Raw genomic sequence first — 12683 nt, 5'->3', positions numbered from 1 at the left:
TCCGATGTCAACAGGATTTTGCTCCGAATATCAACTCTTAACTGATTCGATTTTTAACCTTACCTCATTGCAATTCTGCTCTATCGTTTGACAAATAGCATCAATTGGAACAGAAGTGATATTCTCTGAAAAAGGTTCTGCAAATAAATTGGCTAATTTGTTGATTGTCAAAAAAACGGTACTTATAATCACCATAATCGGAATCGCTAAGAACTCAAAACCACTCTTCTCTCCTCCCAAATCAATGTCGCCGATAAAAAGCGGTATCAGAATGACGTAAAAACCGACAATCAGCTTGGTGAATGCAGTGTAAATCATCAGGAAGGGAGTATTTTTGATTCGTTCTGCTTTGCCTTGAATATCGTGAAAACGATTCAGGTGTTGCATCAAATCTCCCTTTTCAATAGTCGCATTCGCTGAAAATGCCGATTCAATATTTTGAGTGATTGCAAGTAATAATTCATTCGATAATTTGTGTTCCCTGTTCACTTGGAATCTACTGAGCAATTTATCCGCGTCTTCACTGAAAGCAGGCTTGAAATTGTTGTGCATTTCATTTTTCAACTGGCGAACATATAATGCCGTTAAAGCAATTAAATCGCTTGCCTGATTGCTTAAATCCCATTGCTTCTCACTCCTGAAATTTTGACTATTTCCGTAGTAAACATAAATTTTAGCAGCAAAGCTTCTGGTATTATTGGTCAATTCACCGAATATTTTCCTTGCCTCCCACCACCTGTCATAAGCAGAATTCATTCTGAAACCCAGAAAAAATGCAACTGCTAATCCAAATACGGAACCTATTTGTCCGGATACTTTGTAAATATGATCCCCAAAATATTCTTCCAGACCGAGTACCAATATACTGTACACAGCTGTTGCTATTACAAACGGAAAAGCAATTTTCGCTAGTTGTAAAAATCCCTGTTTTTCTGTTCGTACCATCTTTTAATCGTCTGAATCTTGAACGGGTGCACCGGATGCGGAATCATTTCTGATTTCAGTATGTCTTACTTCCCCACCGGTAGTTCCGGTTTGTTTTCCAAAAAACAATACGACCAGTGAAAAAACGATTGCAACATAAGTTATCATCTTTGAAAAGGATTTTTGTTTGAGGCTTGCCCAAAGTCCAAAGATTGAAATAGCTCCTAAAAGATAAGACAATAAAGCAAAAGTCTCGGCCATTTCTTCGTGGATGTGAATGTACTTCTCATCCATTCCCTGTAAATGCTCTACGGCCTCTTCAGCTCCTTCACCGGTAAAAAATGCCGGGATAGTGCATACAGCACCCAAAATAAAAATAAAATAAGCTGTTCGTTTCACGACTTCGGAACGAATAATCAACCCAACAATCATTACCAATAACCCAACAATCGGAATGATGATAGGTAAATGATTGAATACTAAATGTAAATGTGCATCATTCATAATTTCTATTATTTAATTAATTCTTTGTAAATGAGTATCTGATCGCAATCAAATACTCATTTGTAAAATTCCAAAAGAGTTTGAATAGGAATCGTTTATTGCGGATAACCATTATTAACCCAACATTGAATCTTGTTCAATTGGTCGCTTGTCAAGGAACTCCCTTCCGGCATATCCTGATCTGTTAGCACGTGTTGAGTGAATTGACCGTTGCTTGTGATGCTACTTAAACCGGAATAAGTGGAATAGCTCGAATGACAACCTACACAACTGCTGTTCACAATGGCCTTGACCGTATTGTTATACGTTGCATTGGTTCCATCACAAACGGGAGTGACTTTTTTCTTTTTTTTACAGCTACTTGCGCTAAAACCGACGCTTAACAAAACTGCAACCAATGTTCCTGTAAAATAGTAGTAGCTACTTTTTTTCATTGTTCTCATAACTATTGATTTATTAATTAGTAATTTTTCGATTTATCTGGTTGCTAGTCGGTTGAATTTAGTCTTTAATCAGATTAAAGGCGCCATGGATTAAAAAAGAAGTAGTTGCCTTAAAATCAGCAGCATTCAAAATCTCTACGTAATCGTTATTACTTGCTCCAACTTTGACCAATTTCCGTTCAAATAAATATCCTTTGGCAGACTTGTTTTTTAGTGTCAAAACGTAATAAGCCTCGCCCATATTCACAACTGCACTAGCAGGAAGCGAAAGGCTTTTACTTTCGGTAGTTTCAATCTCAGACTCAACGTACATTCCAGGTGTGAAAAGTTTAGCTTGAGATTCTGTTTTCAAGTCGCAGTGCACATTTATGGTTCGTTTAACAGGATCAATGGCTTTATTAATCAAATGCACCACAGCTGTATATTGCTGATCATCCTTTTGAGGTCGAAATTTCACCGTTTGACCAATTTTAATGGCCTTTAAATCTTGTTCAAATACGGTTAACTCCACATGAATAACACTTCCATCCATAATGGTAACTGCTACATCGGATGGATTCAGAAACATGCCTCTTGAAATCGGAACGGCGGTTACATACCCTGAAATCGGAGCTGATACCGTAATTGTTGAACGCAAATTGGTTTCTGAAACTTTGGAAGGATCAATACTCATCAAACTCAACTTCTTTTTCAGTGATTCAACCTGGGCGTAAGCAATTTTGTAATCGGATTCTGCCTTTGAAACCGTTTTTTGAGAACTCACATTGTCTACAGATAGTGAATTTTGTCGCTCAAAGTCTTGTTTCAGGTAACGCAAACGACTTTTTGCTTCCAAAAAATCCTGCTGCACTTGCACATAGTCCGGATTTTCCAGTACGAATAACTTTTGTCCTTTGGAAACCTTTTGTCCCGGCAACAACTGAATGTCCTTCACATACCCCCCGAAATAAATACTGACTGTTGCTTTGTTTTCAGGAGGAACATCCAGTGTCCCGTTTGCCTTGACACTTTTATGAAACATCTGGGATGACAAGGTTCCCAATTCCATTTTTCCCAGTTCAAATTGTCTATTTGTAAGCTCTACGTTTGTAACGGAAGTTTCAGGAGCTGTATTTTCCTGTTTTACTTCCTTTGCTCCACAGGAAGTAAGAATTCCCATCAATAAGAAGAAAGCGCTATTCAGAGTTCTCATGCTTTTATATTTTAAGGTCTTTTCTATCATCAGTTCAGTAAATAATTGGCTTCCGTAACAGTCATGTTATAGAAGTATAAATTGTGTAAATAAGTTGTTTGAATCTTTGTTGCATTATCTAACAGGAGCGTATAGTGTAAAAAATCAATTTCCCCGTTTTTAAAGGCTTTTTCTGCATTAAGCAGTGTTTCTTGAGATAATTTAGCTCCAAAATCCGTGTAGTATTGAATCCCTTCCAAATAAGTTGCTGCCTCTGCCAGAAGTAACTGATAATCTGCCAGTAATCCTACCCGGTAATCATCGTATTCATTTTGTCTGATTGCAATTTCAGTTTTAGCAGCAGCGATACGCGCTCTATCAGCTCCGAAGAATAATGGAACGGCCAACCCAGCTTGAATCCCCATGTAGCGAGTTGTTCCCGTACCATTGTTTGTTCCTTGGAAAACGCCCAATTTCAAATCCGGTAACATGGCCTGCTTGTTCAACTTTAAGGTCTGTTCAGCCAATAAGGAAGAGAGTTTTAAATACTTTAAAGATGGATTCGACACCGTATCCAATTCAACAATTATCAGGGGTTTCAATTCGTCTGCTGCTGCAGTATACAAACTATCCGATTGAATCCATTTATTGAGTTGAAGCACCGCTCGTTCTTCATTCAAGCGACTTTGAGCTAATTGAATACTAATTTCTTTTTGCTTGGTTTGGGCTGTTAATGCTTCCAGAGAATTGGATTCTCCAGCTTCCAATTTACGCGTTGCTGCGTTTGAAAAGCCTTTGAAGATACTATCCAGGTATTCACCGTTTTTTACCATGGAACGCCAAAAGAGAATTGCCTGATACGCATTGGTCACTTCTTTCCGTAAACGCAATTCGGTTTGCTCAGCAACCGAACGTGCCATTTGCTCTTTCGTTTGTAAAGTCTTTCTTTGTGTCCCATAAAAGCTTGGAAATCTCACCGTTTGACTGACCCCAAAAACATTCAACGCCAAATTATTCGGTGCAATGTTATTTTGATCAAAACTGTAATACACATCGGTTTTACCCAAATCAACGGCCGTTTTCCCGAGTTGTTTCGCCATAGTTACCTGATTGCCGGAAGCTTTTAACCGATTGTTGTGTTGCAAGGTTAAATCGATGGCTTGATTGAGTGAAACAGCAAAGGGCTGTGCATTTCCCATAAATGGAAGGAAAAGCAAAACCAAACCAATGGTACCTTTTATTTTCACTCCATTCTTACCTTCTTTCATTTGCTTCGTTTTCTTATCAAACAAAGCATACAAGACAGGAAGTACCACCAATGTGAGCAAGGTCGCAGTGATTAATCCACCAATCACTACTGTAGCTAACGGACGCTGTACCTCTGCTCCGGCATTGGAAGAAATTGCCATGGGTAAAAATCCAAGAGCTGCCGCTGCCGCAGTCAATAATACAGGTCTTAAACGCTGCTGTGTTCCAAGAATAATCCGTTTGTTGATATTCTTTACTCCATGTTCTTTCAACTCCTTGAATTGTTCAATCAGCACAATCCCATTGAGCACTGCAATTCCAAAAAGAGCTATAAACCCTACTCCTGCAGAAATACTAAAAGGCAAACCTCGCATGTACAGGAACAAAACGCCCCCAACTGCAGAAAGTGGTATCGCACTGTAAATCATCAAAGCTTCTTTGATGGAGTTAAAAGCAAAATACAAGAGGAAGAAAATCAAAACCAATGCAATCGGAACGGCTACTACCAAGCGATTACGCGCTGACCGCAAGTTTTCAAATTGTCCGCCGTAATCAACCGAATATCCCACAGGCAGTTTGATTTTGGAATCAATAATCTGTTGCACATCCTTCACCACAGATTCCAAGTCCCTGTTTCGAACATTAACCCCAATAACGATTCTTCGTTTGGTGTTATCTCTGGATATTTTTGCCGGTCCTTTCGTATAAGTAATCTCTGCAAATTCGCTAAAAGGTAAACTGGTTCCGTCCGGCAATAAAACAGAAGTTGTTTGCAGGTTTGCCAAATCTTTTCGATGCTCCTGATCAAAACGCACTACCAAGTCAAACTGTTTCTCACCTTCGAACACCATCCCAGCTGTAAACCCACCGAATCCAGTGGTCAGGGTTCTATTCAAATCAGCAATATTCAATCCGTATTTTGCGATTTTCGAACGATCGTATTTAACACTCATTTGAGGCAATCCAGCTACTTTTTCAACCGAAATATCTGAAGCACCTTTCACCTTACGAATCGCTTTTTCTACTTCCAATGCTTTTGTATATAATATATCCATGTCTTCGCCAAAAATTTTAATGGCCAAATCTGCCCGGACTCCCGTTACCAACTCGTTAAATCGCATTTCAATCGGCTGGGTGAATTCGTAGTCGATTCCCGGAATATCCATCAGTGCAGTTTTGAACGCATCCGTTAACTCATCTTTACCGTGAGCTGTCACCCATTCACTTTTCGGTTTGAGTTTAACAATCACGTCGCTTTCCTCCATAGACATCGGATCCGTTGGAATCTCTGCTGCCCCGATGCGTGATACCACTTGTTCCACTTCGGGAAATTGTTTGAGAATTTGTTCCATTTGTGTGGTTGTTTCAATCGTCTTAGAGAGTGAAGTTCCTGTTTTCAAAATGGGTTGAATAACCAAATCACCCTCATCCAGAGTCGGTACGAATTCACCTCCCATTCTTCCGAACAAGAAAAACACGATAATCAATAAAACAGAGGCTCCACCAAGAACTGTTTTTTTGCTTCTTAATGCCCAAATAATAAGCGGTTTGTAAATCTTGCCTAAATAATTTACCAGGCGATTGGAAATTGTTTTCTTTTCCGGATCTGAAGGTTTTAAAAACAAGGATGCCATTACCGGAACATAAGTAAAACAGAAAATCATTGCCCCAATGAGGGCGAAACAAAATACCAGTGCCATCGGTCGGAACATTTTCCCTTCTACATTCACTAAGGACAGAATCGGAATAAATACGATGATGATGATGATTTGACCAAAAACAGCCGAACGCATCATTTTAGTGGTTCCCAAAAAGGTAACCTTATCAATTAATCCCTGACGTTCTTCCTTCGGAAGGATTCCGATAGCCTGCCGTTCGGAGGTGATTTTAAAGGCGATGAATTCAACAATGATGACGGCTCCATCGATAATAATACCGAAATCTATGGCTCCGAGACTCATCAAATTGGCATCTACTCCAAAAATATACATGAGTGTTAAGGCGAAGAACAGACACAACGGGATAACCGATGCAACCACTAATCCCGAACGGAGATTTCCCAGCAATAGAATGACCACAAAAATGACAATCAAACAACCTAAAACCAAGTTTTCTCCTACCGTAAAAGTGGTTTTTGCAATGAGTTCGCTTCGTTCCAGAAAACCATTGATTCGGATTCCTTCAGGCAAAAAAGCCTGAATGTCTTCTACACGCTTTTTTACTGCATCAATGACTTTTTTAGAATCGGCTCCTTTCAACATCATCACCTGACCAAGCACTTTTTCTCCTTCCCCGTTTGCTGTAATTGCTCCAAATCGATTAGCCGATCCAAAACCAACTGTTGCCACATCCCGGATATAAACCGGAATCCCATCGCGATTAGTGACCACTACGTTTCGAAGATCTTCCAAGGAAGTAGTGAGCCCTTCTCCACGAATAAAATAACTTTCATTTCCCTTTTCAATGTAACCGCCTCCTGCAACACTGTTGTTATTTTCCAGCGCAGTGAATACTTCTGAAAGAGAAATACTCATGGAACGCAAACGTTCGGGGTTGACGGCTACTTCGTATTGTTTGAGATTTCCTCCCCAAGTATTGACTTCCACTACTCCCGGTATTCCGGAAAGTTGTCGTCTGACAATCCAATCCTGAATGGTTCTCAAATCGGTAATGGAATAGTTCTTTTTGAAAGCCGGATCAACATCAATAATGTACTGATAGATTTCTCCCAAACCGGTTGTTACGGGACCCATGAAGGGTTTTCCAAATCCGGAGGGAATTTTCTCTTCCGCGCTTTTGATTTTCTCTGCGATCAATTGTCGGGGCAAATAAGTTCCGATTTCATCATCAAAAACAATCGTTACTACAGACAATCCGAATTTTGAAATGGAACGGATTTCTTTCACATTCGGAAGATTCGCCATTTCCAATTCCACCGGGTAAGTCAGGAACTTTTCCACATCCTGAGTTGCTAGATTTTTCGATGTAGTGATTACCTGAACTTGATTATTCGTGATATCAGGAACGGCTCCGATTGGAATATTCATCAAGGAATAAATGCCTGAACCGATTATAAACGCCGTAAAGAGTAAAATAACTAATTTGTGCTGAATACTATAGCGAATGATTTTCTCTAACATGATGACCTTTTTAAATCTATCCTCAAAAGTAAAAGGTCCTTCTAAGCTTTTCCTTAGATGTTTCTTAAGATTTCCTTAAAATGAATGGTTACCAAAGTTCCTTTCCCTAATTCACTGGAAATGGAAATACTTGCACCAATTGATTCGGCGGCTTTCTGCGCAATCGATAAACCTAAACCGGTTCCTTTGATCTCTTTATGATTTAATGCATCGGAGCGGAAAAACGGATTAAATAGTTGTATCAAATCCTCCTGACGAATTCCGATTCCTCCATCGCTTATTTCACAGCAAACACCTTTTTCATCTAAAAAAATGCGGATCCCGATCTGTCCACCGGTAGAAGAATATTTAATCGCATTTCCAAGAATATTATCCAGAATCAAACGCCCGTGAAAATGGTGAATAAAAATGGATTCATTGCATTGATTATCAATCCCTATGTGTAATCCCTTTGAAAAGATATCCGGATTTCTGTGTGCCAGAATTTCAGTCAGCAGCGAGTCAATAGCAATGGAAGATCTGGAGTTGAGTTCCGGATTCGAATCAAAACGCGCAATTTCCAACAATTGATCAATGATATTTGCCATTCGGTCGATTTCCAATAAGCTATATTGAATTTTAGCTTCGTATTCTTCCTGTGCACGCGGTTTTCGAATCAGAACCTCAAGCGTTCCGCGCAATACAGACAAGGGGGTTCTCAATTCATGCGACGCATCAGAAGTGAACTGTTGCTCCCGATGCATTGCATCCTGAATACGATCCAACAAACTATTGATTGAACTCGATAAATCATACAATTCATCCCGGCTATTGGGAAGGTTTACGCGTTCATTTAAATTATTTCTGGTAATCCGGTTGGTTGTCTCACTAATTGCTACTACCGGAATAATACTTCTTCCAGCCAAAAAAGAGGTGATAAAAAACAATCCCAGCAAAACAATCGGAAACAGAACAAACAAAATTGTTCCCAGGTTTTTGAGCACCATCAATGAAGCCTCCAAAGACATGGCAGCCACAATATAACCTCTTATAACTCCTCCTCTTCTAATTGGAATCTGCACTTGCCGGATATTCCGGTTGACCAATTCAGCATTGAAATGGTCTTCATTTGTATGGTTTTTTCTAAAAATTAAATGCTGCTCTTTCAGATTCGGTGATTTGTCGTAAACATGCCCATCCGTGCCAACAATCTGGATAAATACGGGGTTCACTTGGATCTCTCGATGTTCCAGCTCTTTCATTTCATTCATATTGATAAAATGCACCGAGTCTCCGATAATATCTACTTCCGATAAATGCTTATTGGCCTCAAACGACAAGTCCCAATCCAGGTTATTGTAAACACTTTGCTGAACAATAAGGTAAACTGTTCCGAATACCAGCAAGATAATCAGCGCCGTTGCCAACATAAAATGAGTGGCTATTCTTTTTCTAAAACTGAAATTCATTGTTCTTTGGCAATGTATCCGACTCCCCGGATTGTTTGAATATACTGTTCGTCTTCCGTTAATTGGAGTTTTTTGCGCAGCGCATTGATATACACATCGATGACTCCTGTGTTGTAATCAAAATGAATGTCCCAAACACTTTCAATAATTCGGGTTCGGGTACACACGATTCCCTTGTTTCGAACGAGCATTTCCAGGAGGGCGAATTCCTTCTGCGTCAGTGAAATTTCCTGATTGTTCTTTGAAACGGTATGTGCAGACAGATTCATTTCAATCGGACCAAGTGTCAAGACGTTTGCCTCACCGGATTTCGGACGCAATTGTACACGAATGCGCTCCAATAACTCTTCAAAATGAAAGGGCTTTTTGATGTAATCATTGGCTCCGTTTTGCAAGCCGAAAATGGTTTCTTTGAGCGTATCTTTCGCTGTCAGGAAAATAATGGGAACCAATTTGAATTGCTTTCGAAACTCAGCACAAATCTCAATCCCACTTTTCCCCGGAAGCATCCAGTCCAATAGCAATAAATCGTATTCTCCTGAGAGCGCCAATCGCAACCCTTCATCACCCGAATGACAGATATCAACCGCGAAGTACTCTTCCTCCAATCCTTGTTTCAAAAAATTGGCAATACCGACCTCATCTTCAACGATTAATATCCTCATAATGCAAAGATTGAAAAAAAAGTAGTGCCATAGGTCAACCGATTCTTAAAGTTCACTTAAGAATCATCCCAAATAGCATGGAAGCGTCCACAGCGGCGGACACTTTTTTTCTCCCGCGGATTACGCGGATTACGCAGATGAATGTTTCTTGTGTTTGACGTTTATAATAGCATCTGGAGAAAATGATTGCCATTACTTTCGGGAGGAGCATAAAAAAAGGGAAACGAATGTTCCCCTTTAAACTTAAACTGAAAACTACCAACCTAGTCGCTAAATGACTATTTTTAATCTACCTCTAAGGTAAAAAGGGATGAATCAACCGGGTTACAATTTCCTCTAAAAAATTTACATCATTCCCACATGTATGTTTCCCACAACGCTTATGCTGAAGCTCTTACCTTTTCTTCACACCCTTTGCGCCTCTGCGTCCTTAGCGGTGAAAAATCCGGCTAATTGAACCGCAAACCTGCCTGTCGGCAGACAGGGAAGCGAAGAACGCGAAGGATTGAACCTGACTTTTCTGAAACAATCAACATCCATTAAATCAGGCACAGCGGGAAATTTAAAACCTAAGAACTGATCTTGATCAAATAGACCAACAATAAAATACTGATCAGGAAAATCAGGATAACGGTGATATTCAGCAGGATGGCATTGTGCCGATAGGATCCCGAATCAATTTCCTTTTTGGCACGATGATAACGCAGTAAGGCAAACAGGGAACTCATTGCGCCCACTGCTACAATCACGATTCCGATCGGACCGGAATATCCGTAATTATTTCCCTGAATCTCTACTTCAAGTGATAGATTGAGCTGTTTGGTCAAAAGGGAGAATTCGACCACCACAAATCCAAAAGCCATGACACCGACACTTGTTCGCACCCAGGCAAGCAGTGTTCGTTCATTGGACTGATGATCCGAGACTTTTTGTTTATCTACCTCTTGCTTGTTTACTTCTGAATCGCTCATGCTGATGTGAATTAGACTAAATGAACCACAATATAAAAAACGATTGATAAAAAATATTACATAAATGACAGAAGGACAGAATGAGAATGAGAGTGAGAGTGGTATTGGAAAAACTTAGGCGGACTCATCTAATTAATTTGTTATTCATAGCCCATTTGATCAATTCATCCGAATCGTTCACATTCGTCTTTTGGAAAATATTTTTTCGATGCGTTTTCACTGTATGTTCGGAAATAAAAAGTCGGGTTGCAATCTCTTTACTGGTAAATCCTTCTGCAATCAATTCAATGATTTCAATTTCCCGTTCACTTAGCCTGAATTCCTTAAACTCTTTAGGTGCATCAATAAAGTCATTCAATTGATCGAAATAGGTCTTTCCTGAAATGACACGCTCGATAGCGGTTAACAATTCCTTTCCCGAATTACTTTTTAAGATACAGCCATCTGCCCCTACTTCAAACAACTCACGAATGAATTGCTTGCGGTTGTACATGGTGATGATAATGACTTTGATTGCAGGATATTGGGCTTTGAGTTGTTTGGTACATTCAATACCATTCATCACCGGCATATTGATATCCAGCAAGACCAGATCAATGGAAGTTTCCGCCGCTCTTTCCAGTACTTTTTGTCCGTTATCCACAATTCCTATCACATTCAAATGATCGGCAGTATTTAGAATAGCTGCAATTCCGCCCGCCACAATAGAGTGGTCATCAGCAATCAGGATATTGGTTTTAGGCTTCTCCATGGAGTGGTATTTCGATAATAAATGTAGCACCTTTATTTAAGGATTCCATATGAAAGGTTCCATTGTGTTTTTGACAGCGGGTTTGGATACTTTTCAACCCCATTCCCAAAGAAAGTTGATCCGGATCAAAACCAACCCCATTGTCTTCATAAATGATGGTCAACTCTTCCTGAATTCCGGTTACTTCCAAACGGATCCTGGAAGCATGTGCATAACGCAGGGTATTCGTGATCAATTCCTGGATCATCTGATACACATCTTTCGCCAGTTCCTGTGAAAGGTTACTTTCCAGGGTGATATAGCATTCCATTTCAATCTTTTTCGAATCGTGGATCACCTGACACAAATGCTCCAATGCTTTGCTCAATCCGTAGTAATTGAGTGTGGAGTTTCCCAGGTTATGGGCAATGGCTCTCATTTCCTGAATGGACGTATTCATTTCCCGCTGCAAGATCACCAGCAATTCTTCCTGCTCGGGTGTGATCTGGCTTTTCTCCAGTAAATCCAGGTAAATCTGAACGGTGGAGAGCTGCCCTCCTAATCGATCATGCAGATCCTGAGCAATGCGTTCGCGTTCCTTGTCCTGTCCTTCCAACAAAGCATAAGCCGCATGTAGTTCCTCTGCCTTCAGGAGTTTTTCAATTTCGCGCAGTTCATTCCGCCGCCTTCTCATTTTACGCTGATAGAGAAAGGTGAACACAAACAGGCTAACGACTACCAAAACCATGGCTGTTGTCCCAATCAATACAATGGTCAAATCACTTTGCATACTTTCTTTCCACAAAAATTCCTAACACGATCAAAATGAATTTAATATAAGTAAAGCCCGAAATAATCAACCACGAATAATAAAAATTCTCCGCAGGGATAATTTCATCCGACATCCGGGCAATGAGCAGGTAACCGAAAAAGGCTCCTGATGCAAAAACCGTCAATCCGCCGCTGATATAAAAATACGGGTAGAAACCCAGGTATTCCACTTTCTCTTCCTGGTAGAGCTTCCAGATAAAATTGAACCCCAATGCAATCATAAACAACATACAAAGGGACAATCCCAGACTGTTGATCTCTTCCCTCCCATTTGTAAACAGGTAAATCGAATCTGCCAAATACGCTGTCAAGACAATTCCGAAAACCACATCCCAGCTCTTCTTTAATCCCAAACTTCGGTACAACAAAAAAGTGAAGACCAGTTCCACCAATCCGATGAGATGATAGAGGTAATAATTGGGGATTTGATAATCTGCAGTAATTGTCGTAGCGATGGTTAAAGGCGCCAGGATGAACAGGTACCCACTCAGGATCTTGAAATAGCTATTTCTTTGAATCGTAACTAACGACAGTGCAGCAACAGGAATGACCAGGTAATCTGACCAATCGGCAAGCAGTATCGTTAGTTCCCGGAGCGTCACATGGTA

The 12683-nt window shown here is 40.1% G+C and carries 11 protein-coding genes; all 11 read right to left on the bottom strand.

Features of this window, described 5'->3' with window-relative positions; translation table 11 throughout:
• Window positions 1-30 precede the first annotated feature (30 nt).
• The 11 genes from AAG807_RS03455 to AAG807_RS03405 all read right to left on the bottom strand — a co-directional run bounded on the left by AAG807_RS03455 (window position 31) and on the right by AAG807_RS03405 (window position 12677).
• A complete protein-coding gene (locus AAG807_RS03455; protein WP_341900825.1) occupies window positions 31-945 on the bottom strand; it encodes a bestrophin family ion channel in 915 nt (304 codons plus the stop codon).
• Window positions 946-948: 3 nt separating this feature from the next.
• On the bottom strand, window positions 949-1428 hold the full coding sequence (locus tag AAG807_RS03450; protein ID WP_341900823.1) for a hypothetical protein: 480 nt from the start codon (window positions 1426-1428) through the stop codon (window positions 949-951).
• A 95-nt stretch (window positions 1429-1523) separates the two neighbouring features.
• Window positions 1524-1871 carry a hypothetical protein gene (locus tag AAG807_RS03445; protein ID WP_341900821.1) on the bottom strand — a complete coding sequence of 116 codons (348 nt, stop codon included), beginning with the start codon at window positions 1869-1871 and terminating at the stop codon, window positions 1524-1526.
• Window positions 1872-1929: 58 nt separating this feature from the next.
• Window positions 1930-3063, bottom strand: coding sequence for an efflux RND transporter periplasmic adaptor subunit (locus AAG807_RS03440; protein WP_341900820.1), 1134 nt, complete (start codon window positions 3061-3063; stop codon window positions 1930-1932).
• A 29-nt stretch (window positions 3064-3092) separates the two neighbouring features.
• Window positions 3093-7430 carry a CusA/CzcA family heavy metal efflux RND transporter gene (locus tag AAG807_RS03435; protein ID WP_341900818.1) on the bottom strand — a complete coding sequence of 1446 codons (4338 nt, stop codon included), beginning with the start codon at window positions 7428-7430 and terminating at the stop codon, window positions 3093-3095.
• Window positions 7431-7483: 53 nt separating this feature from the next.
• On the bottom strand, window positions 7484-8839 hold the full coding sequence (locus AAG807_RS03430) for an ATP-binding protein (RefSeq protein ID WP_341900817.1): 1356 nt from the start codon (window positions 8837-8839) through the stop codon (window positions 7484-7486).
• Window positions 8840-8874: 35 nt separating this feature from the next.
• Entirely contained in the window at window positions 8875-9543 is a 669-nt protein-coding gene (locus tag AAG807_RS03425) for a response regulator transcription factor (RefSeq protein ID WP_341900815.1), read from the bottom strand.
• A 569-nt stretch (window positions 9544-10112) separates the two neighbouring features.
• Window positions 10113-10514, bottom strand: coding sequence for a DUF202 domain-containing protein (locus AAG807_RS03420; protein WP_341900813.1), 402 nt, complete (start codon window positions 10512-10514; stop codon window positions 10113-10115).
• A 124-nt stretch (window positions 10515-10638) separates the two neighbouring features.
• Complete coding sequence (locus AAG807_RS03415) at window positions 10639-11265, bottom strand: response regulator transcription factor (RefSeq protein WP_341900812.1); 627 nt, start codon at window positions 11263-11265, stop codon at window positions 10639-10641.
• Entirely contained in the window at window positions 11252-12034 is a 783-nt protein-coding gene (locus AAG807_RS03410; protein WP_341900810.1) for an ATP-binding protein, read from the bottom strand. The genes AAG807_RS03415 and AAG807_RS03410 overlap by 14 nt, the downstream gene beginning before the upstream one ends.
• A complete protein-coding gene (locus tag AAG807_RS03405) occupies window positions 12024-12677 on the bottom strand; it encodes a hypothetical protein (protein ID WP_341900807.1) in 654 nt (217 codons plus the stop codon). The genes AAG807_RS03410 and AAG807_RS03405 overlap by 11 nt, the downstream gene beginning before the upstream one ends.
• Between the last annotated feature and the right edge of the window lie 6 nt (window positions 12678-12683).

This window comes from Fluviicola taffensis DSM 16823, assembly GCF_943372375.1.
Taxonomy (GTDB): Bacteria; Bacteroidota; Bacteroidia; order Flavobacteriales_D; family Crocinitomicaceae; genus Fluviicola; species Fluviicola taffensis_A.
Note: the sequence above shows the minus strand (reverse complement) of the source record. Positions and strands in the feature narration are given on the sequence as shown.

What these genes read in the sequence shown, in the direction of transcription:
- AAG807_RS03445 (WP_341900821.1), bottom strand. Translation starts at nt 1,871, where the DNA reads ATGAGAACAATGAAAAAAAGTAGCTACTACTATTTTACAGGAACATTG.
- AAG807_RS03420 (WP_341900813.1), bottom strand. Translation starts at nt 10,514, where the DNA reads ATGAGCGATTCAGAAGTAAACAAGCAAGAGGTAGATAAACAAAAAGTC.
- AAG807_RS03410 (WP_341900810.1), bottom strand. Translation starts at nt 12,034, where the DNA reads ATGCAAAGTGATTTGACCATTGTATTGATTGGGACAACAGCCATGGTT.
- AAG807_RS03425 (WP_341900815.1), bottom strand. Translation starts at nt 9,543, where the DNA reads ATGAGGATATTAATCGTTGAAGATGAGGTCGGTATTGCCAATTTTTTG.
- AAG807_RS03440 (WP_341900820.1), bottom strand. Translation starts at nt 3,063, where the DNA reads ATGAGAACTCTGAATAGCGCTTTCTTCTTATTGATGGGAATTCTTACT.
- AAG807_RS03455 (WP_341900825.1), bottom strand. Translation starts at nt 945, where the DNA reads ATGGTACGAACAGAAAAACAGGGATTTTTACAACTAGCGAAAATTGCT.
- AAG807_RS03415 (WP_341900812.1), bottom strand. Translation starts at nt 11,265, where the DNA reads ATGGAGAAGCCTAAAACCAATATCCTGATTGCTGATGACCACTCTATT.
- AAG807_RS03450 (WP_341900823.1), bottom strand. Translation starts at nt 1,428, where the DNA reads ATGAATGATGCACATTTACATTTAGTATTCAATCATTTACCTATCATC.
- AAG807_RS03435 (WP_341900818.1), bottom strand. Translation starts at nt 7,430, where the DNA reads ATGTTAGAGAAAATCATTCGCTATAGTATTCAGCACAAATTAGTTATT.
- AAG807_RS03430 (WP_341900817.1), bottom strand. Translation starts at nt 8,839, where the DNA reads ATGTTGGCAACGGCGCTGATTATCTTGCTGGTATTCGGAACAGTTTAC.